This is a genomic window from Shewanella sp. SP2S2-6 (genome assembly GCF_031931965.1).
Lineage (GTDB): Bacteria > Pseudomonadota > Gammaproteobacteria > Enterobacterales > Shewanellaceae > Shewanella > Shewanella baltica.
Genome location: NZ_JAUOEQ010000013.1, coordinates 24415 through 49699, shown reverse-complemented (window position 1 = coordinate 49699; position 25285 = coordinate 24415). Strand labels below are relative to the sequence as shown.

The following is a 25285-nucleotide window of genomic DNA, read 5'->3' as shown; positions in this document are numbered from 1 at the left end:
TCAATGCTTGCCAGCCAAGCGTCCATCCACACTGGAGCATCATTTTGACCCTCTACGGTATTAAGAATTGCGATACAGTGCGTAAAGCACGTAAATGGATTGAAAATCATCAACTTCCAGTTCATTTCCATGATTTTAGAGATGACGGCCTACGTCAAGAAGACCTCGAATTCTGGTGTAAAACCTCGGGCTGGGAAACCGTATTCAATAAGCGCAGCACAAGCTTTCGTGCCCTCAGTGACGCAGATAAAACCGATATCGATCAAGCCAAAGCCATTCAACTTATGCTGGCGCAACCGACACTGATCAAACGCCCCGTCTTGGTCGTCGGTGAACACGTGCTGATTGGCTTTGATGAAGCCGCCTATAAAAGAGTATTTTCACTATGATGCCAGCCGACGATTATCCTGTAACTGAACTAACAAAAGCGCTGATTGCCTGTCCTTCGGTGACGCCGCTTGATGAAGGCTGTCAAACCTTAATGGCTGAAAGACTCAGCGCCATCGGCTTTAATATCGAACCTATGGTATTTGAAGACACCACCAATATGTGGGCTCGCCGTGGTAATGAAGGCCCCGTTTTTTGTTTTGCGGGCCACACAGACGTTGTGCCAACGGGCGATGTGAGCCGCTGGCACACGCCGCCTTTTGTGCCCACCATCATTGATGGCTACTTATATGGCCGCGGCGCAGCGGACATGAAAGGCTCACTGGCGGCTATGATCATTGCCACCGAACGCTTTGTGGCTAAACATCCCGATCATCATGGCTCTATCGCCTTTTTGATCACCAGTGATGAAGAAGGTCCGTTCATCAACGGCACGACGCGAGTCATTGATACCTTAGAAGCGCGCAACGAGAAGATCACCTGGGCATTAGTCGGCGAACCCTCATCAACCCTAAAGCTGGGTGATGTGGTCAAAAATGGTCGCCGCGGCAGTTTAACCGGCAACTTAACCGTGAAAGGCATTCAAGGCCACGTGGCCTATCCACACCTTGCTGATAACCCAATCCACAAAGCCGCGCCTTTCTTAGCCGAGCTGAGTCAGATGCACTGGGATAATGGCAATGAGTTCTTTCCCCCCACCAGCTTCCAAATCGCCAATATTAATGGCGGTACCGGCGCATCGAATGTGATCCCCGGCGCACTGGACGTGATGTTTAACTTCCGTTACTCCACCGAAGTGACCGCCGAAATCTTGATTGAGCGGGTTGAAACCCTTTTGAAAGCCCATGAGCTAGATTACGATATCAGCTGGATTTTCAATGGTCTGCCATTTTTAACTGGCGATGGCCCACTGCTTGACGCGACCCGTATTGCAATTCGCCAAGTCACAGGTTATGAAACCGATCCACAAACCACGGGCGGCACATCGGACGGACGCTTTATCGCGCCAACGGGTGCTAAAGTGTTAGAGCTTGGCCCAGTGAACGCCACCATTCATAAAGTGAATGAATGCGTTAAAGTGGACGACCTTGAGCAGCTAGCCCTGTGTTATGAAGTGATTTTGGAACAACTATTGTGCTAACACACCTCGAGATCCGTCCCGAAACCGCTAGGCTTTACGGCTTAAACGCCACTGAATTGGTGGAATATTTAAGTCCGTATCACCATGGGTATCATAGCTTTTGGCTCGAAGCGAACACCGCCATCGCCTTTAATGCGATGGCTCAAAAAGCCAAAGATGCGGGCATAGCACTCGCCATCTGCTCTGCCCATCGCCCTTTTGAGCGACAACTGGCAATTTGGAATGCCAAGGCCAGCGGTAAACGCGCGGTATTGGATGCCAATGAGCAGGCGGTAAGCATAAAGGGATTGAGTGACGATGCCATCGTCGACTTGATTTTGCTCTGGTCGGCGCTGCCCGGTGCTTCACGTCACCACTGGGGTACCGATCTCGATGTGTTCGATGCGGATCAAATTGATGTCAAAGCCCTGCGGCTTATCGAAGCTGAATATGGCCAAACTGGCCCCTGTGCAAAATTACATGCTTGGCTGGTGGAAAATGCCCATGATTTTGGCTTTTATTTCCCGTTTCAACAGGGACAAAGCGCGGTCAGTCCTGAGCCTTGGCACATCAGCCATTTCCCTGTATCACAATTATTATTGCCGCAATTCGATCGTGCCGAACTGGCAATCCTTTTAGAAAACAGTGATATGTTGCTCAAAGATGCGGTACTCGCACGATTAGACTATCTAGTGGATGAATACGTATTGCGTATCGCTCAGCCTTAGCTGTGGAATAATAGCCGCAGATTTTTGTAAAGGTTAAGTCCAGCGCTCTATCGCCAAAATGGGCGCCAGAATACGGCTTAACATAATGATATATTTAATTAAGTAGGTTTTATGGATTTTTCGTCACACCGTCAGCAGCTCATGATTGCCGATCGTAAATTAAGTTACCTTGATGTCGGTACAGGCCCTGTATTGTTGTTTGGCCACAGTTATTTGTGGGATAGCGCCATGTGGGCGCCTCAAATTGCCGCACTAAGTGCCCATTACCGCTGTATCGTGCCAGAACTGTGGGGTCATGGTCAGTCAGATTTACTGCCCGATAATGGTAAAACCCTGCTCGATATTGCCGATCACATGTTGGCCTTAATGGATGCCCTCAATATCACTGACTTTAGTGTTATCGGACAATCTGTTGGTGCTATGTGGGGCGCAGAATTGGTACTGAAAGCACCAACAAGGGTTAAAACCTTAGTCATGCTCAACAGCTTTATTGGTTTTGAACCCGAAGTGACCCGCGCGAAATATGATGGCATGCTGGATATGATTACCGCCGCTAAGGCGATTCCTGCGCCGCTTATCAGTGCGATTTCACCTTTGTTCTTCGCAAACAATGCCGCGCATGACACACCTGAACTGGTCGCTGGTTTTGAACACTCACTTGCCACAATCTCAGCAGAAAAAATCCCCACGATAGTGAAACTGGGACGAATGATTTTTGGTCGTCGCGATACTATGGAAGATGCCGAGCAGCTAACGCTGCCTTGCCTTATCATGGCGGGCGTTGAGGATAAAGCACGCAGTGTGCTAGAAAGCTACCTGATGAGCGATGCCATCGATGGCAGTCAGTTGGTGCATATTCCTGCGGCGGGACATATCTCAACCCTTGAACAAGCCGAATTTATCAATCAACACTTAGCCGATTTTCTCGCACAACATCACTGATCCGTTGCTAAATACTGTCACTCAATAAAATCTTCAAGATGTGGGCATGTGCATCTTGAAGATGGCTATTTCAGCTTAATCCACATCATCAATACCGAACCCAGGTTCAATCCCTATTTATCCCATGCAAACATTGGGCTTTAGCTGATTTTGCTTCGCAGGTTAGCCCACTCACCTTTCAAAGACTTCCCCATAAAATCAGCATTAACAAGTATAAATCATCATTTTGTCGTCAGCGCCTCAAAAAATGTTGCACAAAGGTGAAATCTACTAATTATCAACTACCTTTATACTGTATTCCCTCAACAAGGTATTCTGCCATGAGAAAAAGTACAGTTGCCCTCTGCGTATTCAGCACACTTTATATACCGTCTCTTTATGCTGATGTTCAAATAAATGGATTTGCCTCTATTGTCGCAGGCTCGAGTCTCAGTGACGATAAAAGCTATTATGGTTATGACAAAGAAATCAACTTTAATAATGATTCTAGAGTTGCCTTACAATTTACCGCCGATCTAGGTAGTGGCCTAAGAGCCACGGCGCAAGTGCTATCCAGAGGCAATAACGATTACAGTGCCGAATTCGAATGGGCTTATATCTCCTATGACATCAGCGACAAACTTATGCTGATGGCGGGCCGCCAACGCTTTAACCTCTATAAATATTCAGATTATATTGACGTAGGTTATGCCTATCACTGGATCACCCCGCCCCGCCCCGCGGAGTTTATTCACTGCCATTTAATTCAGGTGAAGGTGTCGGCTTAGTTTATGCCGATTTATGGGGCGATACCGAAGTCGGTTTGACCTATAAGTATATTACCACTTCAGTTTCTGACTACTCGCCTACGGGTTCATCAACACCTCCTGCGCCCTTCTCCGCCGAGGGCCACATAATGAACTTTAATTTTGTGACCTCAGGGTTTGAGTACGGCTTGAATATCGGCATAGTCACCGATTTCTCCTACGAATTACCCGCACAGCTTGGCTTAGGTAATGCAATTTCTCAAACCGGACTCTTTACTCAGCAAGTAGTTGATGATCTTTTACCCATTAACGACAGCGCGTTACTCATAGGCGCTAACGTTAAATATGATGCTGAAAAATGGTTTATTTTGGCCGAATACACGCGAATTGATGTCGATCCCAGTAGCTTTAATATTCAAGATTCAGCCTTTGTTTCCGGCGGGATCCGCTATCACGATTTCACCTTCCACTTGACCTACGGTATTGATAAAGGTGAGCCCCAATACGATGCCTATGACGCTATGTTACCTGTTTACAATGGTCTGCCACCGGCAAACCAAGCTGCACTCGCACCGCTTGTTTTTGAAACACAAGCAGCGCTTGAAGCACAGCAAGAAGATAGCGCCTACTACATCATAGGAACACGCTGGGATTTCCATCCCTCAGCCGCACTAAAACTGGAGTATACCAACTACAGCAATGACAAACCGTCCTCCGATGAACAGTTGCTGAGTATGGCAATAGACTTAGTTTTTTAAGGAGTTAAACATGAAACTATTAATAAGATCTCGGTTGATGATGAAAACCTTAGTTGCTAGTGCACTTTTACTTGGCAGTGCCTATGTGCAAGCCGAAATTGCCGTCGTGGTACATCCTTCAAATACATCCGAATTTAGTGCTGCCGATATTTCACGTATCTATTTAGGTAAACTCAAGTCTTTCCCGAGTGGAGGGACTGTGGTTGCGCTCGATCAGCCCGAAGGCTCACCCGCTCGTGATGCGTTCGTGAAGCAAATCCTCAATAAAACTGAGAGTCAGCTCAAAGCCTATTGGTCAAAACTGGTCTTTTCAGGCCAAGGTCAACCACCCAAAGTCGTCGACTCGAGCGCTGAAATGCTCTCATTGATTGCCGCCAATCCGAATATGACCGGGTTTGTTGACGTCAGCGAGGTGAACGATAGTGTAAAAGTGATCAGTAAGTTCTAACCCATAACACATCATCCTTGTCCGCCTTAATTTTTAGCGGACAAGGTGTTCACTCAGCTTTAGCGCAATATCACCCACAAACACGCGAACAAATGGCGCTTAGATCCCCAGAGGGAACCTATTCATTTACAGAACTATTAATAAAAAATAATCTCGATTGCTCAATATCCCGATTCAAACCTTAATTGGATAGACCAGCAGAGCCAATTTTGCTGGTATACTCTTGCTAAAAATGTGCTGCTTGCATGAATTAGAGCATGAGAAGACATTTTATATGTCAATAAAACAATAGGTTAAAATGAAACTACTCAAACCTTTATTCGACAACAACCGCCGCTGGGCCGGACGTATACGCCAAGAGAATCCAGATTTTTTCGAGCAATTAGCGAAACAACAACATCCTGAATACCTGTGGATTGGCTGCTCGGATAGTCGCGTACCTTCTAACCAAATCATTGATCTTATGCCGGGTGAAGTCTTTGTTCACCGTAATATCGCCAACATGGTTATCCATACCGATCTTAACTGCTTATCTGTGCTGCAATACGCCGTTGATGTGCTCAAGGTGAAGCATATTATGGTAGTGGGTCACTACGGCTGTGGTGGTGTGCGCGCGGCCATGGGTCAGCAACGCTTAGGATTAATCGATAACTGGCTCGGGCATTTACGTGATATCTACCGTATTTATCAGGAAGAATTACAACAGATGGATGAAGCTAAACGTTTTGATCGCCTGTGCGAGCTCAACGTGATTGAACAGGTTGCTAATGTGACCAGTTCAACCATAGTGCAAGAAGCCTGGGATCGCGGCCAAGAAGTGGCAGTACACGGCTGGATTTACGGCATTGATAACGGTTTACTGACAGATTTAGATGTCACGGTCGACCGTGAACACGGCTTAGCTAATCCACGCTAACAGCCTGAATATGTGCTTTTAAGCTCCCGCTGAGTGCCATCTATGCTCAGATAAAACCTGCCCCTGTGCAGGTTTTTCTTTTTCCATGGCAATTTTCAGCAATAAAACATCGCAAGGGTCTATTACCCCAGTTATAATCCGCCAGTTAATTGCAGCGCGACCTATGCGCGACATATTCTAAGGAGATACCTTCCATGCCCGGTTTTGAATTATTTGGTCCTGAAGAGAAGCAGGAAGTCGCTGACGTTATGGAAAACGGTTTTACCTTCCGTTACAACTTCGACCATATGCGTAATGATCGCTGGAAGACTCGCGATATGGAGCAACTGCTCTGCGAGAAAATGAACGTGAAGCATGCTCACCTTTTATCAAGCGGTACCGCTGCACTGCAAACGGCCATGATGGCTGCGGGCATTGGCGCTGGCGACGAAGTTATCGTGCCACCTTTTACCTTTGTTGCCTCAGTTGAAGCGATTTTTATGGCAGGCGCGATCCCCATTTTTGCCGAAATCGACGAGACACTGTGTTTATCTCCAGAAGGTATTGAAGCCGCGATTACCCCACGCACTAAAGCGATTAACTTAGTGCACATGTGTGGTTCTATGGCGAAGATGGACGAGATCAAAGCCGTCTGTGCAAAACATAACATCAAGATTTTAGAAGATGCTTGCCAAGCCATTGGTGGCAGCTACAAGGGCCAAGCCTTAGGTACTATCGGTGATGTGGGTTGTTACTCATTCGATTCAGTCAAAACCATCACCTGTGGTGAAGGTGGCGCTGTGATCACTAACAACACTGAAATCTACAACAACGCGCACATGTTCTCCGATCACGGCCATGACCACATAGGTAAAGACCGCGGCGCTGAGTCACACCCAATCATTGGCTTGAACTTCCGTATTTCGGAAATGAACGCCGCCTTAGGTTTAGCGCAATTACGTAAACTCGATACCATTATCGATATCCAACGTAAAAACAAAAAAACCATTAAAGATGCGATGGCCGCTGCTATCCCAGAAGTCACCTTCCGCCTGATCCCCGATCCAGAAGGCGACTCGGCTGGCTTCTTAACCTTTATGTTGCCAACCGAAGCGCGTACTATTGAAATCAGCAAAAAACTGGCTGAAAACGGCGTCGATGGCTGCTTCTACTGGTATGTAAACAACTGGCATTATTTGAAAAACTGGAAACACATTCAGGAGCTTAAGGCATCTGCTGCGTTACCAATCACATTAATCGCCGATAGACCTGACTATACTCAAGTTTCTGTGCCTAAATCCGATGCCATTATGAGCCGCACCATTTCTATGCTCATCAAGTTGTCTTGGACCGATGCTCAGATCGCCGAGCGTATCGAAAACATCAAGAAAGCATTTGCCCAATAATTCTACGGGAGTTTGTTGCAATGAGTTTTAAGAATTTTAAAGTAGTTGAAAAAATGATCTTCGGCCGTGGCTCATTCGTCCAATTGGATGATGTGTTAGCTGCTGAACGTAAAACCGCCGACGACTTCGTGGTATTTTTAGTCGATGACGTGCATCAAGGCAAAGCCCTTGAAGGCCGTATCCCAGCTAAAGCACAAGATATGGTGATTTGGGTTAACGTTGATGAAGAGCCAAGCACCATTCAAATCGACACGTTAACAGAGCAAGTTCAAGCTTTTAATAGCAAACTGCCTGTCAGCGTAGTGGGTTTAGGTGGCGGTTCAACCATGGACGTGGCTAAAGCGGTATCGCTGATGCTGACGAACCCAGGTGGCTCTGCCATGTACCAAGGTTGGGACTTAATCAAGAACCCAGCGGTACACCACATTGGTATCCCAACGATTTCTGGTACTGGTGCAGAAGCGTCACGCACCGCCGTGTTATGTGGTCCTGTGCGTAAGCTAGGTCTGAACTCAGATTACACAGTATTCGATCAAATCATCATGGATTCTGAGTTAATCGAAGGCGTTGAAACGGACCAATGGTTCTACACAGGTATGGATTGCTATATCCACTGTGTTGAATCTTTACAAGGTACCTTCTTAAACGAATTCTCTAAATCCTACGCTGAAAAAGCCATGGATTTATGTCGCCAAGTGTACTTAGACGACCATGTAGATAAAGACGACAAGCTGATGATGGCGTCTTTCATGGGCGGCATGAGTATCGCTTACAGCCAAGTGGGTGCCTGTCACGCGGTTTCTTACGGTCTGTCTTATATCCTGGGTTACCACCACGGTATCGGCAACTGTATCGCCTTTGACGTGTTAGAAGAATTCTATCCAGAAGGTGTTGAAGAGTTCCGTTTGATGATGAAGAAACACAACATCACACTGCCGAAGAACATCTGTAAAGATCTGCCAGACGAAACCATAGCAAAAATGGTTGCCGTGACTAAGAGCATGGGTCCACTATGGGCTAACGTTTATGGCGCGGGTTGGGAAGAGAAAGTCACAGACGAAATGTTGACTGCCCTGTTCCGTCGCATCTAAGCTCTAACACATGTTAAAAGGGCTCAATCGTGAGCCCTTTTGTCTATATGCATTGTATATCTACACTGTATATCTTTGATAAAAGTAGGATAATTTGATGAATGTGACTCTGTTAATCCCGGCTCGTTACGGTTCAAGCCGCTTCCCGGGCAAACCCTTAGCCCCGATTAACGGCAAGCCAATGATCCAACACGTGTATGAACGCGCGTCGTTAGCCAAAGGCCTCACCAATATTTATGTCGCTACCGATGATGACCGCATTAAAGCGGCAGTTGAAGGTTTTGGCGGCAAAGTGGTCATGACCAGCCCAGAAGCGGCATCGGGTACAGATCGTATCAATGATGCGATAAACCAACTGGGACTGAAAGATGACGACTTAGTGATCAATCTACAGGGCGATCAACCTCTAATTGACCCAACCTCCATCGAGCAAGTCATCAGCCTCTTCGAGCGTCACCCAGGGGAGTTTGAAATGGCCACCTTAGGCTTTGAAATCGTCAATAAAGCCGAGCTTGACGATCCTATGCATGTGAAGATGGTGTTTGATAACAACAACTATGCCTTGTATTTCTCTCGTTCGCGTATTCCTTTTGGCCGCGACACCCAAGATTACCCCGTTTATAAGCACTTAGGTGTGTATGCTTATACCCGCAAATTCGTTCAGGCCTTCGCCGCCCTACCATTAGGTCGTCTAGAAGATCTGGAAAAACTCGAGCAATTGCGTGCTTTAGAATATGGTCATAAAATCAAAATCGCCATTAGCGCCTTTGATTCTATTGAAGTGGATACGCCAGAAGACATTCGTAAATGTGAGCAACGTTTAGCGGTTGATTAGTCACCCGAGAGTCTTGCGCGCGAGTCTATTCGAAACAGGAGCTGAGTATGTCGACCTTAGAAGTCTGGATCATTATTATTTTGATCGTCGGTGTTATCGCCAGCAATCTTGCCGCGTTGAAATACAGTGCTAAGTTCAAATTGCCACAATTCGGCCAACATAGTAAAGATAAGCAGATCAAGCCTTCGACAGCTGAGAATGACGCAGAAACGGCTTCAAATAAGCCCTGTACTACTGACTCAGAAGCCAATAAAGCTGATGAGCCACCTAAGCGTTAAACTCAATAGCGGCCTTTAAAGAGTGTGTTGAAATATGACTCGTAAACACGCCTCTTAAAGACTGCGCTAAAAAGATGAGCAATGATGTTAGCAAGCATAGAAAAGGCGCCACAGGCGCCTTTTTTGTCTCTCAAATAACAAGCTAGTCAATGCCATTAATCAGCCTTAAGCTTTTTTCGCTGATGTGCGACTCAATGGCTGATCCTCAAGGTGCGCCACTAAAAAGACTAAGAAGCGAAACAGGGATTTAATCCTCAGGTCGTGGCTTTTATTGGGCTCGGCCGCGACTAATTTCTGCAGTGATTTGATTTTAGAATAAGCATTCTCGACTAAAGCGTCGTTCTCTTTACCGACATACTTAGCAAACTCGGCAAATTCGCCAATAAACTTCAGGGTCACTTTACGGCGATTTAACACAGTGAGTGCGGCGCCCTCTTTCAGTTTTGCCTCAAAAATACTGTATTCTAAACCGCTGGCGATCGCGCTTTGCGATAAACCGCTGCTTAACGCATCGGCCAGAAAACCCAAATTGGCTTTTAACTCAAAGGCAATCGCCTGCTTACTGGCGCTCGATTGCTGCCAGCGACTGCGTTCCTTATCGAAAATATCGTATAGCTCTTTCCAAATGCTCATGCGCTTTGCCTACCTTGCACTGAATCGCTCCCTGTCGTTTAATGGCACTCGACTTCATTTTTCAATACTAGTAATACTCGCGTTTTTTAATACTAGCGACTGAAAGTTATCATAAATTTAAGATTTTCGGCATAGCGCTATGATAAATAATGAGTTAAATAATGGGTTAATGCACATTCACACTAAAACTAAAATCGGCATAAAAAAATGGCCCGAACGAGTCGGGCCATAGTGCAACCATATTCAAATCGAGAGCAATGTATGAGCTGCCTGAGCGAGAAACGAACTCAGTGAGAACTCATGACTAACTCGCAGCTAATCCAATGAAATATAAAGTTAAAGCACTTGCGATTTTTTCGCATTATTTTTCTCGGCGGCGAGTCGACGCTGCGCTTCTTTTTTCTCGCGGCGCGCTTCAATCACTTGATTTACATCGCTGCCGATATGCGCTTCGTTACGGGCTTTTGCCAGATTCACTTGACGCTCACGCTCAACAAAACGTTTACGCTGCTCATCAGAAATTTTATCGATACAATGTGGGCAGCTGACACCTTGCACATAGGCAGGGCTCTGTTTTTCAGCTTCAGTGATTGGCATACGGCAAGCATTACATTGATCGTATTGGCCTTTCTTCAAGTCATGATTTACCGCAACGCGGTTATCAAATACAAAGCACTCGCCTTCCCACAAACTTTCTTCCGCTTTGACTTCTTCAAGGTATTTAAGAATACCGCCTTCAAGATGATACACCTCGTCGAAGCCTTGCTCTTTCAAATACGCGGTTGATTTTTCACAGCGAATACCACCGGTACAGAACATGGCGACCTTCTTATGTTTAGCAGGATCAAGATTTTGCTTCACATATTCCGGGAATTCTCTGAAGGTTTCAGTCACAGGATTAATGGCATTTTTGAAAGTGCCGATTTGCACTTCATAATCGTTACGGGTGTCGACTAAAATCACATCCGGATCAGAAATCAGCGCATTCCAATCTTGAGGCTTCACATAGGTGCCAACCACTTTAAGTGGATCAATACCTTCAACGCCCATAGTCACGATTTCGTTTTTCAGTTTGACTTTAGTGCGGTAGAACGGCATTTCATCGTCGAATGACAATTTGTGCACGATATTGTCTAGGCCATTTTGGCCGTTAAGCCAAACCAATAATGCTTCGATCGCTTCTTGGGTACCGGCAACTGTGCCATTAATTCCTTCGCTTGCGAGGAGCAGAGTGCCTTTGATCTCGGCCTGTTCCATCATAGCGAGCAATGGCGCTCGGATAGATTCAAAATGCGGTAAAGACACAAATTTATATAACGCACACACGACAACTTTAGCCATAACACCCTCTTTGCTGGCTGGAACTTAATTTCCAGTGCATAAACACATTAATCATCTGTAGACTGGCTACAGATCCCAAAATAGCGCGGAATTCTACCTGAGTCACAGCAAGATAAACACAGATAAAATACAGGGTCTTTAATTCTTTACGCACGGAGGTAAGAAAAATCATTTTCTGCTGGCAAATTAAGCAGAAATTTCAACATGAAAGCGTTACCATCTGCGCCCTTTGCACACTGCCTGATTGGCACGCGGCATTCGTACTGGCACACTCGCGTCGTCAATAAGCATGTACATGTAGAGGACACAAGCCGACATCTGCGTACATCGCACTAACTTGCGTCGCATTAGCGCCGCACAGTAGAGGAAATCCTAATGGCTCTAGCCGTCTTATACACTTTTCGTCGTTGCCCCTATGCCATGCGAGCGCGTTTGGGACTCTTACTCGCCCAATGCAATGTTGAAGTCCGCGAAATCACCCTCAAAGCTAAACCAGCGCAAATGCTGGCCGCTTCATCCAAAGGGACAGTGCCGGTATTAGTGCTAGCCAATGGCGAAGTGATTGCCGAAAGTATTGAGATCATGCGCTGGGCACTCACGCAAGCGGATCCCTTAGATCTGCTATGTCAACAAAGCCCTGTAATTGAAGATAAAATGGCGCAACTTATCGCGCAAAATGATCAGCAATTTAAGCCATGGCTCGACCGCTATAAATATGCCGACCGCTACCCTGAGCAAACGCAAGCTGACTATTACCAGCAAGCGAGCCATTTCCTCACGCAACTTGAAGCATGCTTAGGACAACACTCCTTTTTAGTCGCCGATACACCTCGCCTTGCTGATTACGCCATCGTGCCTTTTATACGCCAATTTGCCGCAGTCGATCTCAAACGTGCACTGAGCGATGATTTTCCGCGACTCGCCGCTTGGCTAGAAAACCTCATTTCGAGTGAAATATTTATTCGAGCGATGGAAAAATATGTGATCTGGGACGCTAGCCATTCTCCAACTTGCTTGTTAGGAGACATGTAAGCCAATAAGATTTAAAGATTATTTTTATTTTATGTTATAGCCATCGGTAAAATATTCGAGTAAGGTATTTGACAGTTAGTGAGGTGGCTAATTTAGCTACAGATCGCTAGGCAAGCTTCTCAAGATAAATGTAACCGCGCTTAATGTATTTCAAAGGCGTGAATGATAGAACACAAGGATAAGGCAGTTGGAACATATGGATATCAATATCATTATTATGCTTGGGGGCCTGATGCTACTGCATTTTCTTTTCGCCCTTAGAGCCTTCAAGAGTAAAGTGGATCTCAGCACCAACAAAAAATGGTTATGGTGCCTACTCAGTCTGATCCTCGGTCCTATGGGATATTACGGTTATCACGGTTTTATTCCCCTCGATAGAATTCTCAAAGACTAAGCCGTCAAACACCGTCACATTGGGCGACAACACTTGCTACAGCATCAATGACCCGCCCAATTCAAAGACTCATTTCAATACGAATCAAAGCACATAAATAAGCGTTTAAACAAACACTTACAAGAACTTAAACAAGTATTGAAACACGAAAAAAATAGCGCAAGCTTAGGCTGCGCTATTTTAATGACCCCTCTTTTACAAAACCTTAAAATTTAAATCATTCGCTATAAATGGCTATGCAACAGCACAGCATCATCGGGGACTTTTTGGATTACAGGCGCTTGCCCTTCTGCCAAGGCTTGTTTATAGCTTTGGTTCATTTTAAGGGCGAGATACAAATCTGGCCGGATCAGAATGCCGCCTTCCCCTGTCTGCATGCCCGCTTGCTCGAACCAACTCAACATCTGTCGTTTACGCCCCGCAAGCACTAAGCGTACTCCACGCTTTTTAAGCAATTGATGTAAATCTGCCAACATGGCCATCACACTTAAATCTAAATGGGTAAAACAAGGCACGGCATCAATAATGATGCAATCGACCGGCTCAGATTCCCGAATAAATTTTTCCAGTAAACGGCGCTTAAAATACGTTGCATTAAAGTAAGTTAACGGCGAATTAAAGCGATACATAAACACGCCAGGCACAGATTTGGCTTTACCCGAATCATCGACGCTGCGGATAACGCCCTTATGATCTAAACCAAGCACTTGATCCGTGGGGCGCATTACCGTAGCAAGGAACTGGAATAACCCCAGTAACACGGCCAAAGTGATCCCAGGAATCACCCCAATAAACAGCACGGAGAACAAGGTAATACACGCAAGCAAGAAAGCTGACTTATCGCGCACACGCAGATTCCACAGCGACTTAAGATCGATAAGCGAAATAGAGGCAATCACCAATACCACCCCTAATGCTGCGCTAGGGATGTACTTCAACGGCGCAGTAAAAAACAGCGCCACAACGCCAATCAATACCGCCGCTATGATGGACACTAACTGGCTCTTGCCGCCATTGGCATCGTTCACCGCAGTGCGGGAATCGGCGCCGCTCACCGCAAACCCTTGGGAGATGGCAGATGCGATATTGGCTAACCCTAACGCCCTGAATTCTTTATCTGCATCTATATCGTAACCATTTTTTGCCGCAAAACTTCGGGCGGTCAGCATCATGCTCACAAAGCTCACCATGGCTAAGTTGAGCGCTGGCACCACCAACTCACGGGCGATCCCCAAATCAAAAGCCGGTGCTTGGAATGAAGGTAAACCAGAGGTCACCTCTCCGACAACACTAATGTCAAAGCTCGTCAGGTTAAATACCCAAACAAGAAACGCCGCCATCGCCATCGCGCACATAGATGCGGGCCATTGGGGACGAAACCGTTTGACTAAGGCATAGGTCGCCAGTGTCACAATCCCCATAGTCAAGGTCGGCCAATGGGTTTTTGATAAATAAGAAGGGGCGCCGCTGAGGCGTTCGATTAAATAGCGCTCGTCGAAGGTAAAACCAAAAATCTTCGAAAATTGTCCGACGATAATGGTGATCGCGACCCCGTTCAGCAATCCCATCAAAATCGGCTTTGACAGAAAGTCAGCGAGCACACCCAGCTTAAAACGGCTCGCGATCAAGCACCAAAAGCCTGTCATGGCCGTCATGGTCATGACTAACTGCCAGTGCTTCATGCTATCGCCCGCAGCGAGGGGTGTAACAACGGCGGCGATAACGGCGCAGGTCGCCGCATCTGGACCCACGATTAATTGCTTTGAGGTGCCAAATAGCGCGTATACCAGCATAGGCAAAACGCAGGAGTACAAACCCACAGCAGCATTGACGCCTGTGAGCTGGGCATAGGCAATAGCAACAGGGAGTGCCACAGCGGCAACGGACAAGCCTGCGCGCACATCATCCCTAAGCCATTGCTTTTCATATTGTAATAATTGCGCCAATCCCGGCATAAACGAAATCAAACTAGGGAACTTCACTCGGCAACCTCCATACACACCATCAAGATAAGCACTAATCAGTATAACCGAGACTGAAAATATTCAGCGAAAAGGTCATTACCTAAAAGCCAGCAATAGTATGTTGGTTATGGCATAAAGCCAATCATTACGCGAGTATTTTCCTCAGAATATTTATGGAGTTAGGCGCTGAATAAACACTAAGTTAGCGCAATATCATCGGCAGTGACACTAAAAGTAAACTGCCCATAAACCAATTAAAATGACGCTTACGTCTATCCGTATTGAGTTTCTTACTGATCGCCGCACCGACAAACACCCAAGTAAATGACGCCGGAAATCCCACTAAGTTAAAGGTTAATACCCCAAGAAAAGCACTGAGCCAAAAGCCATCGCCGCCTAATGTGAATGCGCTGCACAGGGTAATTGTCGACATCCAAGACTTAGGGTTAATCCATTGGAATAAAGCGGCCTCAATCAGGGTCATAGGTTTTCGGCCGTCATCAAGATGCGTGCTCTGCACTGGCGACGTCACTAATTTGTACGCGAGATACAGCAAATACGCCAAAGCGAAATATTTCAATACTTGGTGCAATACCGGTAATGCTTCAAACAAGGTTCCAAGCCCAAATAACACCGCAAGGTGTAAAGAAGTCGAACCCAAGCGGATCCCTGCAATGTGCGGCACAGTGCGCATCACACCAAAATGCGCACCGGAACTGGCCAATAGCACATTGTTTGGTCCGGGCGTCATAGACATAGTGGCGCAAAACAGCGCAGTCGAGGCCATCAAAGTCCATAATTGTGGATCGTAAAGTAGTGCGGCATTCATATTCACCTCAAATTGTATGCATACATTTATTGACATAAACAGATGCAATAAATAATATACGGAGAATATTAGAGATCAATGGATTTATTGTCATGGGTACAATCTGGACGCCAGACCTAACAGCTTTTTCAGGCCCGAAATATCAGCGCTTAGTCAGTGCTATAGAACAAGGCATTTTGCAGAAGGTGTTAACCCAAGGCAGTAAACTGCCCCCGCAGCGCCGTTTAGCCGATGCTTTAGGCATCACTATTGGCACTGTGACCCGCGCCTATGCATTGGCGGAACAAAGGGGGTACGTCGAAGCGCGCGTCGGTGATGGCACCTATGTCAACGCCTCCCCAGTACCAGAGATCGGTAAAGTACAATTGAATATGGCGACCTGCCAGCAGCCACTCACAGATCAAATTAGCACCCTCAGTGATTGCCTCAGCCAATTAGCAAAAGACCCGACAAAGCTCAGCCAGTTACTGGGTTATCGCGCCAGTCCATTAGATCAACACCAACAAGTGTTTCACCAATGGCTTAACCAACGCGGCATACAACAAACGCCTGAGCAACTGATCTTCACCCACGGCGGCCAGCAAGCGATTTTTGCCTGTTTAAGTGCATTTTTATCGACGGGCGATGTGCTGCTGCACGAGCAATACAGTTATCCAGGCGTGAGAATTTGCGCTAAGCAACTCGGCGTGACCAGCATTGGTGTGCCCCTCACCCATGAAGGTGTGGATCTCGCCCGCTTTGAGGCGTTAGTGCAAATCCATCATCCCGAGTTAGTTTATCTAACCCTGAATAATCAAAACCCTACCTGTATTCAATACAGTGAGCCGCAGCGGCAAAAACTCCTCGAATTGGCTGAGCAGTATCAGTTTTATATCATTGAAGATGATGTGAATTATTGTTTACCCGAAGAGTGGCATTCGCCCCTGTGGCAATTAGCAAAACAGCTGGCTATCCCACGGGTGATTTATATTTCTAGCCTGTCCAAATTGTTTTCTGGCGGCCTAAGGCAAGGTTTTATTCTGGTGCCTGAACCACTTATCGCCCAAGTGCGACTCGCGATTCATAGCCAATGCTGGATGGTATCGCCGCTGAACATTGAAATAGCCTGTCGGTTGATTAAGAAAGGCCAAATCACTGCCGATCGCGATACCATAGTTCGCCAACGGCAACGTCTCTGTATCGCCATGGGCGAACGACTGGGATTAACCCAAACTTGGCGAGGACTGAACGGTTGGCTACAACTGCCAGAAGATATCAAGGCCCATCACCTCGTCACTGCGCTAGCTGCCAAAGGCATTTTGATCCGTAATGGAGATGACTTTAATTGCCATGACAATTTTATTCGCTTGAGCCTTGGCGGCGCCGAAAACGACACTCAATTTCAACATGCGATTGACTGTATCGAGGCGACTATTCACTCCTTGGTACAAAATGCCTATTCAGTGGTGTAATAGCGCTTAAAAACCTCCGAACTCAGCCAATTTTTATGCGCCATGTCAGATGAAGTTAATTCACACTAAATGGCTAATTTATAAAATTAGAGAGCATAAAAAAGCGCCAGTAGCATGTATGCTACTGGCGCTGATGTGACTGACAAGCTTGATGAACAAGTAATTAGTTATAAACCACTAGCGCACCATTATTTAATCTTTAGTTGGTAAACACTCGTCGTGCCGCTGACTTCATTGCCTATGATTAACAAAGGATTACCGTTAGGACTTTTATCGGCACTGACAAACTTCATCCCTTCTGGCCCTAAATCACCCGCCATTGTTGCATCCCCTTTGACTTCACCCGTATCAGTATCGATAACAAAGTCGGCATCAAAATCACGATTCACAACATAGTCGATAAAATGCACATCGAAGGGATTGGTCACGTCATAGATCATAAAGCCTGAAGTACGCTCCAAACCAACAAAGGCATATAGTCGTTGACCAATTTGACCTAGGGCTAAGGCTTCTGGCTCTGGTCCTTTGTCATCGCTGCGGCTATCACCTTTATTTTCTTCGTTATTATTGTTGAAGTTACTGCCTAAAAGTGCCGCGGTAATACGTTCAAAATCACTCGCACTGTCAAAGACTTGCTGACCGTCTGCGCTCCAAATCGAGAATGAGCGAGCACCGAAGCTGACTATCTTGTCGTAATCGCCGTCCTTATCGTCATCCCCCATGCTAGTAGTTACTTTAAGGCGTGCTAACTGCGTTTTATCTTTTGCAGCGGCAAATTGTGGATGATTTGGGTCGAGCACTAAATCCCCTGCGCGGGCTTCCTCAGAAAAGCCTGCATAATCACGGGAATCACCTTCGTTGGCCGTAACGATAAAGTCGGTATTGTTCCAACGGTAGGTCGCGACAGTATCGGGTTGATACATACCATAGACGCCTGTGTAGCTTTGCAGGTTGACAAGATTGTCTTTGTCACTCGCATCAATTTTATTCACCTCAAGTCCATAATCCTTAAGGCCTAGTGGTAAAATCTTGGCGACTTTGGCATTGGCGATATCAATTACGGCAATGGCATTGTTCTCTTGCAAACTGACAAACGCACGGCGGTTATCTTGGCTAATCGCGATATATTCAGGTTCTAAATCCTGCGCCACACTCGCCATTGGACCATTGATTTTAATGTCTGGCGTGATCTCACTGGCACGTGCACCGCCCTGATTAAATTCACTAAAACCGATAATAGTCGCAGTGGCTGCAGGCTTACCGTCAGTAATTGCAATCAGCGCCACACTGCCTTCAGGATCTAAGGTATAGGCTGGATTTGGCTCGCCTTCATTGGCTACTAATAAGGTTTTACCATCGTGGGTAAATGCCAGGTTATCGGGTAAAGCGCCGACTTCTACCGCGCTGATAAACTGCGGTGCATCTGTGCCGTTAAGCTGATAAAAAGCGACAAAACCATTGGCTTGGGTTTTATTGCCGGCAGCATCGCCACGTTCAATCGCAGCCGCTAACAAGTTGCCTGAAATACTCACACTGTTAACGCTACCCATAAAGGTTTGGCCAACGTCTTTAGCCACATCAAGTTCGCCAAATTTTTCGAGATTATTCAATGCTAACGGATCAGCGGCATTGGATGCCGTTGCTAATAAACTGCCATTTATAATGTCCACTTTGCCGCTAATGGCATTGACCACAAAAATACGGTTAGATGCACTGTGATATTCAACGATTTCGGCGGCACTTAAGCCATAAACGCCAGTCTGATGACGACCAATTAACTCAGCTTTTAAGCCTGCAGTTTGTGGCTGGCAAACATATTGGGTTTGCGCTGCTGCAATTTCGTTGTCATCTAATTGTCTATTATTATTAGCATCTAATCCGGTATCGATTCGCTGACCACCGGCGGGACAATGTGCATCACCGATATTCAATGCCGTCACTTTAACCAGTGAATTTAAGCCGTTGTCGCCTTTATCACCTGCTGCGCCATCATCACCGCTGCAGGCTCCAAGTAATAAGCTCGCCATAATGGCTGCGGCTAGCGGAAGTCGTTGTGTTTTCATCGTGTCATTCCTGAATATTTTATTTTTAGTAGGGTGAAGCTAAAGCCCACTAAACTAGTCAGCATAAAAGACGCTGGGATGACAAAGCCGTGACACTCAGATGACAGCTCGCACTTTAGAATGAGTCAGTTTGAACCATAAGGATGTGAAGGACTAAGGTGTAAAGAACAGAGTTACAAAGGGCTACGATTTGATAAGAAAGACTTGATAAGAAAGATTTAAATGAAGAATCTTGTGAAGATAACGGCTCAATCCACTAAAGTGATGCCTCGATAATCAAACTTACCACTTAGTTACAATTTAATCGGTAAAATACAGTAAAGAAATCAGCGCAAAGATTGGTTTATTTGTCCGAGCACTTTACTATGCTATTGCTTACTGTCTGAACTGTGCAAATAGACAATACCGCAATTCACTTTTGCCTTACCCCCGCCAATGATCTTGATCATGTGCTCTCGCTCTTAGTGTAGAAACTGGTAGCGCAGGAACTGGCTTCAAAATGGCGGATTAATCGTGAATTGTCCTAGTACAATTTAAACCACACCGCATAAACCTGTGAAATACGCTTTCAATTCTTTCGCCACCCGAGGTAACAGTGGACCCACAATCACAACCTTCTGCCCATAACGGCAGACGTATACCGAATTTAGCGCTGCTTATTCCCATGCTTGCGGCGATTGTCGCGATCACGCCATTGGCCATCGACATGTACTTACCTGCGATGTCGACATTGGCACTCAGTTTTCATACCGATGTCACGACAGTGCAGCAGTCCCTGAGTATCTACTTAGCGGGTTACGCGCTGGGCATGTTATGTTTCGGCCCCCTAGCCGACCGCATTGGTCGTCGCCCTATGGTGATATTGGGACTGAGTGGATTTATGCTCACCAGCTTACTGATAGGGTTTGCGGGTCAAGTCGAAGTCTTTCTTGGACTACGTTTTTTGCAGGCTTTTATCGGCGCGGCTGCGACTGTGGTGGTACCGGGATACATCAAAGAAGTCTATGGTGATAATACCGCCAAGGGTATGTCATACGTGAGTTTAATCATGATGTTAGCGCCATTACTCGCACCTACCATTGGCAGCGTGATCCTCGAACTCGGTGATTGGCATTTAATCTTCTTCATTCAATCCGCCTATGCCGCAACCCTGTTATTACTGGTGCTGTTTGCGCTAAAAATGCCCAGCGATAAAGATATAGATACCCGCAGCCAGAAATCGTTTCTTGGCGCCTATGCGACCGTATTTTCCCGCTCTGGCGTTAAGCTAAACATTGCCAGTGGCGTGTTAACGTCTTTTTCATTTTTCTGTTATCTCACTGCATCGCCCTTCGTTTACATGGAAGTCTTTGCCTTAGATAAATCCTATTTTGCCATCTTGTTTAGCACTAACGTCGGCGCCTTGATGTTGGCTAATATCATTAATACGCGCATCGTGGGCCGTTATGGTTCGCTACGTATGTTGCATGTGTCGACCTTTTTCGGGGCGATTGCCGGGGCCGGTTTATTAGCCGTAAACCTGCTGGATATGAGCTATCACTTTACCGTGATCATGCTTATTCCTTTGATGGGCAGCCTAGGGGTGATGTCAGTCAATGCCGATGCGATAGTACTGATGAAGTTTAAACAAGAAACAGGAACCGCAACCGCAGTTATTGGCACCTTAAGATTTGGCTGTGGCGCACTGGCGGGGCCATTATTGGCGGTGTTTTACGATGGCACTGCCGTGCCCTTCTCTGCCCTCATGTTAGGCTCTGTTGTGTTAGTCGGTATTTGCCAATTCAATCGTCCTAAGCATCAAATCCAACCGACGGTTTAAGGCGCTCTTTTTAAAGATCTATTTTTAAGGGTCTATTTCTAAGAGCCATGGCTACCAATGCCACATAGGCAACACATGTTTGATCGCATAAAACAGCGCATTGGCTTTCACAGATGTAGCAAATAAGTAATATTTAATCGCGACAGTTAAGTATCTGCTTATCTAACCTCCAACACCAAAACGGCACTTTTAGTGCCGTTTTTGCTTTTTAAGCATCTAACAATCTGAAAAATATAAGATAAGCCCATAAACCAGCCTAGGTTACTTGGCGATTCAAGCAAGTTATCGAGTCATTCAAACGTGAAATTGTTTCAAGTTGGTTATTTTTTACATAAAAGGCTTGAAATGTTGTTTTTTTTGAATATGATGAAATTCTGTTCATTGCAACAGTTGCTGCATCCTAAGGGATGAGTCACTTGTCTTCGACGAAGTCAGTTCAGCATTTCGGAGTCTGAATTACCCTTCAGGCTTAATTTTTAGAGCGATTACCGTCGCTGTAACAAGATACTGTTTACCGTAACGGTACTATGCAATAGGAGTTCCACATGGAGATGTTATCCGGCGCCAGCATGATAGTGCGTTCTTTGATCGATGAAGGCGTAAAGCACATTTTTGGCTATCCTGGCGGTTCAGTTTTAGATATCTACGACGCCCTGCACGTTATCCCCGGTATTGAACACATACTCGTTCGCCACGAACAAGCCGCCGTACACATGGCCGATGGCTACGCCCGTGCCACGGGTAAAGTGGGCGTGGTATTAGTCACCTCAGGTCCAGGCGCGACCAACGCGATTACCGGTATTGCCACCGCTTACATGGATTCTATTCCCCTTGTGGTGTTATCGGGTCAAGTCCCGAGCAATCTTATCGGCAACGATGCCTTCCAAGAATGCGACATGATAGGTATCTCTCGCCCTGTGGTGAAACACAGCTTTTTAGTCAAAGATCCGACTGAAATTCCTGAAATTATTAAAAAGGCTTTTTACATTGCCTCTACTGGCCGTCCCGGTCCTGTGGTTGTCGATCTGCCAAAAGATTGTTTAAACCCCGCCCTGCTGCACGAATATTGCTACCCAGAAAGCGTCAAAATGCGCTCATACAATCCAACGACATCAGGCCATAAAGGTCAGATCCGCCGTGGTCTTCAAGCCCTGTTAGCCGCGAAAAAACCGGTACTTTATGTCGGTGGCGGCGCAATTATCTCAGGTTGTGATAAGCAAATTCTGCAATTAGCTGAGAGATTAAATATTCCCGTCGTCAGCACGCTGATGGGGCTTGGCGCTTTTCCAAGCACCCACAAAAACAGTTTAGGCATGCTTGGGATGCACGGTCGCTACGAAGCTAACATGACAATGCATAACTGCGATTTAATCTTCGGTATTGGTGTGCGCTTCGACGATAGAACCACCAATAATGTGGAAAAATACTGCCCGAACGCGACCATTTTACACATAGATATCGACCCATCTTCTATTTCGAAAACCATCCACGTGGATATTCCTATCGTGGGGTCAGCCGACAGTATTTTAGACAGCATGTTGGCACTGTTAGATGAATCGAACGAACACAACGACAACGATGCCATTGCCACTTGGTGGAATGATATTGAACAATGGCGCAGCCGCGATTGTCTGGCCTATGACAAAAGCAGTGGCCGCATTAAGCCACAGCAAGTGATTGAAACCTTGTATAAACTGACTAATGGCGATGCCTATGTCGCCTCAGATGTTGGCCAGCACCAAATGTTTGCCGCCTTGTACTATCCGTTCGATAAGCCGCGCCGCTGGATCAACTCAGGTGGCCTAGGGACGATGGGATTTGGCCTACCCGCCGCAATGGGCGTGAAAATGGCCATGCCTGACGCTACTGTTGTGTGTGTCACGGGTGATGGTTCTATCCAGATGAACATTCAAGAGCTTTCGACCGCGCTGCAATATGATACGCCGGTAAAAATTATCAACTTAAACAATCGTTTCCTTGGCATGGTAAAACAATGGCAGGACATGATTTACTCTGGCCGTCACTCACATTCCTATATGGATTCAGTGCCAAATTTTGCCAAAATTGCCGAGGCCTATGGTCATGTTGGCATGACGATCAGCGATCCCGCCGAACTTGAGTCAAAAATGGCTGAAGCGCTGGCGATGAAAGACAGACTGGTCTTTATCGACATCATGGTGGATGAAACTGAGCACGTGTACCCCATGTTGATCCGCGGTGGTGCGATGAATGAAATGTGGCTGACCAAGACGGAGAAATGCTAATGCGTCGAATTATATCTGTATTATTAGAAAACCAATCCGGCGCCCTGTCTCGTGTGGTCGGTTTGTTTTCACAGCGCGGTTATAACATTGAAAGTTTAACAGTGGCGCCAACGGACGATATCACCCTGTCGCGGCTTAATATCACAGTCGTTGCCGACGAAATGGTATTAGAGCAGATAGAGAAGCAGCTACATAAGTTAATCGATGTGTTAAAAGTATCGAATATTACTGAGTCTGCTTATATTGAACGCGAACTCGCCCTTGTTAAGGTCCGCGCCCAAGGCGAATTTAGAGAAGAAGTGAAACGTATGGCGGATATTTTCCGCGGTCAGATTGTCGATGTCACGGCGAATTTATACACAATCCAAATGGTGGGCACGTCAGACAAACTCGATGCCTTTATTCATGCGCTGGGGGAAGTCACCAAACTGGTCGAAGTATCTCGCTCCGGCGTGGTGGGTTTGGCCCGCGGCGAAAAGGCAATGAAAGCCTAGCTTTCCCTCGGAAATCTCGCGGACATTTTCGCATAAGCACAAAAACATCAAGGGGAGCATAATGCTCCCCTTATTTTTAGGCGGTGATCACAGCGTCAATTATGACTGGCTGTCTAACAAGCGCGATGAGGTGATTTCAATTTTGCGTGGTTTCAATGCTTCAGGAATTTCACGCACTAAATCAACATTGAGTAAGCCATTTTCTAAACTTGCACCGAGCACAGTGACATAGTCTGCCAGCTGGAAAGTACGCTCAAAACCGCGTTCAGCTATGCCTTGATACAGGTATTTACGCTCGGTTTGGTTTTCGGCTTTATTGCCTTTCACCAGTAATTTTTCACCTTCACTGCTGATCTCAAGTTCATCCATTGAGAATCCGGCTACGGCCATCGTTATGCGATAACGATTTTCGCCGAGTAATTCGATGTTATATGGAGGATAACCTGAGTTGCCATTATTGGCAGCGGCATGTTCTGCCAATTGCGCTAAACGGTCAAAACCAATGGCACTGCGGTAAAGTGGTGTTAAATCATAAGTACGCATATTCATATCCTTGTCTTAAGCAATATGGAGAATTGGCGGACTGTTTTCAGGATGAAAACGTTTGTAGAGTCTGCCGAATTAAATCTTCTGTCCTTACGGCACAGAATTCACACTAGGACCCTCATCGAGCGATCCTGAAATAGATATAAGGACGGGAGAGAAAATTTCAAGCAAGAAAATTAAAAAAATGTGCAGAACTTTAAAAGACCAATAAAAACAAACGCTAATTCAACTTTAAAACGGTGAAGCGAGACGTGATTGGTATCGCTGCATTAGATTCATTGCGCACGGCAAGCAGTATTCGCTAAATTGCAGCCAATAAAAAAGGAGCCTAGGGCTCCTTTTTCAGTCTTAGCATCGAATTAACGAGTGCGTGGACACAGTTCTTCAGCGCTGAAGAAGTAAGCAATTTCACGAGCTGCAGATTCAACAGCATCAGAGCCGTGAGCCGCGTTTTCGTCAATACTTTCAGCGAAATCAGCACGGATAGTACCAGGAGCCGCTTGAGCTGGGTTAGTTGCACCTAAAATTTCACGGTGAGCTAAAACAGCGTTTTCGCCTTCTAATACTTGGACCATGATAGGACCAGAAGTCATGAATGCAACCAGAGCACCGAAGAAACCGCGCTCGCTATGCTCAGCATAGAAACCTTCAGCTTGTTCTTTAGTCAGGTGTAACATTTTTGATGCAACGATCTTAAGACCAGCAGTTTCAAAACGATTGTAGATAGCACCGATGTGGTTTTTTGCAACAGCATCAGGTTTGATAATAGAAAATGTGCGTTCGATCGCCATAACTAGCTTCCTTTGTCAGCAAGTTTAAAA

General features: G+C 46.1%; 25 protein-coding genes. 18 read left to right on the top strand and 7 right to left on the bottom strand.

All coding sequences use genetic code 11. From position 1 onward, the window contains the following. Positions 1-44 precede the first annotated feature (44 nt). From Q4Q57_RS11050 to Q4Q57_RS10995, 12 genes are all read left to right on the top strand, one after another. Positions 45-389: an ArsC family reductase gene (locus tag Q4Q57_RS11050; RefSeq protein ID WP_106651830.1), complete on the top strand. Its 345-nt coding sequence runs from the start codon at positions 45-47 to the stop codon at positions 387-389. After that, a complete protein-coding gene (gene dapE / locus Q4Q57_RS11045) occupies positions 389-1528 on the top strand; it encodes a succinyl-diaminopimelate desuccinylase (protein WP_311890871.1) in 1140 nt (379 codons plus the stop codon). Before Q4Q57_RS11050 ends, dapE begins: the two co-directional genes overlap by 1 nt. Beyond that, on the top strand, positions 1522-2235 hold the full coding sequence (locus Q4Q57_RS11040) for a M15 family metallopeptidase (protein ID WP_311890835.1): 714 nt from the start codon (positions 1522-1524) through the stop codon (positions 2233-2235). Before dapE ends, Q4Q57_RS11040 begins: the two co-directional genes overlap by 7 nt. Positions 2236-2346: 111 nt before the next feature. After that, entirely contained in the window at positions 2347-3177 is an 831-nt protein-coding gene (locus Q4Q57_RS11035) for an alpha/beta fold hydrolase (RefSeq protein WP_311890834.1), read from the top strand. Positions 3178-3497: 320 nt separating this feature from the next. Next, positions 3498-3944, top strand: a complete 447-nt coding sequence (locus Q4Q57_RS11030) for a hypothetical protein (protein WP_311890833.1) — start codon at positions 3498-3500, stop codon at positions 3942-3944. A 128-nt stretch (positions 3945-4072) separates the two neighbouring features. Continuing rightward, positions 4073-4681 (top strand): hypothetical protein, encoded by a 609-nt coding sequence (locus Q4Q57_RS11025; RefSeq protein ID WP_311890832.1) that lies wholly within the window; start codon positions 4073-4075, stop codon positions 4679-4681. Positions 4682-4691: 10 nt separating this feature from the next. Next, entirely contained in the window at positions 4692-5129 is a 438-nt protein-coding gene (locus Q4Q57_RS11020) for a phosphate ABC transporter substrate-binding protein (protein WP_311890831.1), read from the top strand. 298 nt (positions 5130-5427) lie between these two features. After that, positions 5428-6045 carry a carbonate dehydratase gene (gene can / locus Q4Q57_RS11015; RefSeq protein WP_028760064.1) on the top strand — a complete coding sequence of 206 codons (618 nt, stop codon included), beginning with the start codon at positions 5428-5430 and terminating at the stop codon, positions 6043-6045. Between the two features lie 194 nt (positions 6046-6239). Then, complete coding sequence (gene kdnA, locus Q4Q57_RS11010) at positions 6240-7430, top strand: 8-amino-3,8-dideoxy-alpha-D-manno-octulosonate transaminase KdnA (RefSeq protein WP_006081832.1); 1191 nt, start codon at positions 6240-6242, stop codon at positions 7428-7430. Positions 7431-7450: 20 nt separating this feature from the next. After that, the gene (kdnB, locus tag Q4Q57_RS11005; protein ID WP_311890830.1) at positions 7451-8521 is read left to right on the top strand and encodes a 3-deoxy-alpha-D-manno-octulosonate 8-oxidase KdnB; all 1071 of its coding nucleotides are present in this window, start codon (positions 7451-7453) and stop codon (positions 8519-8521) included. A 97-nt stretch (positions 8522-8618) separates the two neighbouring features. Next, positions 8619-9356 (top strand): 8-amino-3,8-dideoxy-manno-octulosonate cytidylyltransferase KdsB, encoded by a 738-nt coding sequence (gene kdsB / locus Q4Q57_RS11000; protein WP_006081834.1) that lies wholly within the window; start codon positions 8619-8621, stop codon positions 9354-9356. Between the two features lie 47 nt (positions 9357-9403). Next, on the top strand, positions 9404-9634 hold the full coding sequence (locus tag Q4Q57_RS10995; RefSeq protein ID WP_106650647.1) for a DUF2897 family protein: 231 nt from the start codon (positions 9404-9406) through the stop codon (positions 9632-9634). 165 nt (positions 9635-9799) lie between these two features. Here Q4Q57_RS10995 and Q4Q57_RS10990 read toward each other — a convergent pair whose 3' ends face one another. Both Q4Q57_RS10990 and Q4Q57_RS10985 read right to left on the bottom strand, forming a co-directional pair. After that, complete coding sequence (locus Q4Q57_RS10990; protein ID WP_311890829.1) at positions 9800-10267, bottom strand: hypothetical protein; 468 nt, start codon at positions 10265-10267, stop codon at positions 9800-9802. A 336-nt stretch (positions 10268-10603) separates the two neighbouring features. Continuing rightward, positions 10604-11608, bottom strand: coding sequence for a rhodanese-related sulfurtransferase (locus Q4Q57_RS10985; RefSeq protein ID WP_220590365.1), 1005 nt, complete (start codon positions 11606-11608; stop codon positions 10604-10606). A gap of 375 nt (positions 11609-11983) precedes the next feature. On the opposite strand from Q4Q57_RS10985, the gene Q4Q57_RS10980 reads away from it, so the two are divergent. Both Q4Q57_RS10980 and Q4Q57_RS10975 read left to right on the top strand, forming a co-directional pair. Beyond that, a complete protein-coding gene (locus tag Q4Q57_RS10980) occupies positions 11984-12640 on the top strand; it encodes a glutathione S-transferase (protein ID WP_311890828.1) in 657 nt (218 codons plus the stop codon). Positions 12641-12836: 196 nt separating this feature from the next. After that, complete coding sequence (locus Q4Q57_RS10975) at positions 12837-13034, top strand: hypothetical protein (RefSeq protein ID WP_006081839.1); 198 nt, start codon at positions 12837-12839, stop codon at positions 13032-13034. 224 nt (positions 13035-13258) lie between these two features. Here the strand turns inward: Q4Q57_RS10975 and Q4Q57_RS10970 are convergent, their stop codons facing one another. Beyond that, positions 13259-15016 (bottom strand): SulP family inorganic anion transporter, encoded by a 1758-nt coding sequence (locus tag Q4Q57_RS10970; protein WP_011846940.1) that lies wholly within the window; start codon positions 15014-15016, stop codon positions 13259-13261. A 184-nt stretch (positions 15017-15200) separates the two neighbouring features. Beyond that, on the bottom strand, positions 15201-15827 hold the full coding sequence (locus tag Q4Q57_RS10965) for a LysE family translocator (protein ID WP_311890827.1): 627 nt from the start codon (positions 15825-15827) through the stop codon (positions 15201-15203). Positions 15828-15919: 92 nt separating this feature from the next. Between Q4Q57_RS10965 and Q4Q57_RS10960 the strand changes: the two genes are divergently transcribed. After that, positions 15920-17278 (top strand): PLP-dependent aminotransferase family protein, encoded by a 1359-nt coding sequence (locus tag Q4Q57_RS10960; protein WP_311890826.1) that lies wholly within the window; start codon positions 15920-15922, stop codon positions 17276-17278. Between the two features lie 188 nt (positions 17279-17466). On the opposite strand, the gene Q4Q57_RS10955 is transcribed toward Q4Q57_RS10960, so the two are convergent. Next, on the bottom strand, positions 17467-19341 hold the full coding sequence (locus Q4Q57_RS10955; protein ID WP_311890825.1) for a choice-of-anchor I family protein: 1875 nt from the start codon (positions 19339-19341) through the stop codon (positions 17467-17469). A 595-nt stretch (positions 19342-19936) separates the two neighbouring features. Between Q4Q57_RS10955 and Q4Q57_RS10950 the strand changes: the two genes are divergently transcribed. From Q4Q57_RS10950 to ilvN, 3 genes are all read left to right on the top strand, one after another. Further along, on the top strand, positions 19937-21160 hold the full coding sequence (locus Q4Q57_RS10950; protein ID WP_311890824.1) for a multidrug effflux MFS transporter: 1224 nt from the start codon (positions 19937-19939) through the stop codon (positions 21158-21160). A 545-nt stretch (positions 21161-21705) separates the two neighbouring features. Further along, positions 21706-23424: an acetolactate synthase 3 large subunit gene (locus Q4Q57_RS10945; RefSeq protein ID WP_311890823.1), complete on the top strand. Its 1719-nt coding sequence runs from the start codon at positions 21706-21708 to the stop codon at positions 23422-23424. Then, a complete protein-coding gene (gene ilvN / locus Q4Q57_RS10940; RefSeq protein ID WP_006081846.1) occupies positions 23424-23918 on the top strand; it encodes an acetolactate synthase small subunit in 495 nt (164 codons plus the stop codon). The genes Q4Q57_RS10945 and ilvN overlap by 1 nt, the downstream gene beginning before the upstream one ends. A gap of 99 nt (positions 23919-24017) precedes the next feature. Here the strand turns inward: ilvN and Q4Q57_RS10935 are convergent, their stop codons facing one another. Both Q4Q57_RS10935 and ndk read right to left on the bottom strand, forming a co-directional pair. Next, positions 24018-24461: an Hsp20 family protein gene (locus tag Q4Q57_RS10935; protein ID WP_311890822.1), complete on the bottom strand. Its 444-nt coding sequence runs from the start codon at positions 24459-24461 to the stop codon at positions 24018-24020. Positions 24462-24823: 362 nt separating this feature from the next. Continuing rightward, positions 24824-25255, bottom strand: coding sequence for a nucleoside-diphosphate kinase (ndk, locus tag Q4Q57_RS10930; RefSeq protein ID WP_006081848.1), 432 nt, complete (start codon positions 25253-25255; stop codon positions 24824-24826). Between the last annotated feature and the right edge of the window lie 30 nt (positions 25256-25285).

Excerpts from the sequence above, each read along its gene's own strand:
- dapE (WP_311890871.1), top strand. The coding sequence starts at position 389 with ATGCCAGCCGACGATTATCCTGTAACTGAACTAACAAAAGCGCTGATT.
- Q4Q57_RS11035 (WP_311890834.1), top strand. The coding sequence starts at position 2,347 with ATGGATTTTTCGTCACACCGTCAGCAGCTCATGATTGCCGATCGTAAA.
- Q4Q57_RS11030 (WP_311890833.1), top strand. The coding sequence starts at position 3,498 with ATGAGAAAAAGTACAGTTGCCCTCTGCGTATTCAGCACACTTTATATA.
- Q4Q57_RS11025 (WP_311890832.1), top strand. The coding sequence starts at position 4,073 with ATGAACTTTAATTTTGTGACCTCAGGGTTTGAGTACGGCTTGAATATC.
- Q4Q57_RS11020 (WP_311890831.1), top strand. The coding sequence starts at position 4,692 with ATGAAACTATTAATAAGATCTCGGTTGATGATGAAAACCTTAGTTGCT.
- can (WP_028760064.1), top strand. The coding sequence starts at position 5,428 with ATGAAACTACTCAAACCTTTATTCGACAACAACCGCCGCTGGGCCGGA.
- kdnA (WP_006081832.1), top strand. The coding sequence starts at position 6,240 with ATGCCCGGTTTTGAATTATTTGGTCCTGAAGAGAAGCAGGAAGTCGCT.
- kdnB (WP_311890830.1), top strand. The coding sequence starts at position 7,451 with ATGAGTTTTAAGAATTTTAAAGTAGTTGAAAAAATGATCTTCGGCCGT.
- kdsB (WP_006081834.1), top strand. The coding sequence starts at position 8,619 with ATGAATGTGACTCTGTTAATCCCGGCTCGTTACGGTTCAAGCCGCTTC.
- Q4Q57_RS10995 (WP_106650647.1), top strand. The coding sequence starts at position 9,404 with ATGTCGACCTTAGAAGTCTGGATCATTATTATTTTGATCGTCGGTGTT.
- Q4Q57_RS10990 (WP_311890829.1), bottom strand. The coding sequence starts at position 10,267 with ATGAGCATTTGGAAAGAGCTATACGATATTTTCGATAAGGAACGCAGT.
- Q4Q57_RS10985 (WP_220590365.1), bottom strand. The coding sequence starts at position 11,608 with ATGGCTAAAGTTGTCGTGTGTGCGTTATATAAATTTGTGTCTTTACCG.
- Q4Q57_RS10980 (WP_311890828.1), top strand. The coding sequence starts at position 11,984 with ATGGCTCTAGCCGTCTTATACACTTTTCGTCGTTGCCCCTATGCCATG.
- Q4Q57_RS10975 (WP_006081839.1), top strand. The coding sequence starts at position 12,837 with ATGGATATCAATATCATTATTATGCTTGGGGGCCTGATGCTACTGCAT.
- Q4Q57_RS10965 (WP_311890827.1), bottom strand. The coding sequence starts at position 15,827 with ATGAATGCCGCACTACTTTACGATCCACAATTATGGACTTTGATGGCC.
- Q4Q57_RS10960 (WP_311890826.1), top strand. The coding sequence starts at position 15,920 with ATGGGTACAATCTGGACGCCAGACCTAACAGCTTTTTCAGGCCCGAAA.
- Q4Q57_RS10955 (WP_311890825.1), bottom strand. The coding sequence starts at position 19,341 with ATGAAAACACAACGACTTCCGCTAGCCGCAGCCATTATGGCGAGCTTA.
- Q4Q57_RS10945 (WP_311890823.1), top strand. The coding sequence starts at position 21,706 with ATGGAGATGTTATCCGGCGCCAGCATGATAGTGCGTTCTTTGATCGAT.
- ilvN (WP_006081846.1), top strand. The coding sequence starts at position 23,424 with ATGCGTCGAATTATATCTGTATTATTAGAAAACCAATCCGGCGCCCTG.
- Q4Q57_RS10935 (WP_311890822.1), bottom strand. The coding sequence starts at position 24,461 with ATGCGTACTTATGATTTAACACCACTTTACCGCAGTGCCATTGGTTTT.
- ndk (WP_006081848.1), bottom strand. The coding sequence starts at position 25,255 with ATGGCGATCGAACGCACATTTTCTATTATCAAACCTGATGCTGTTGCA.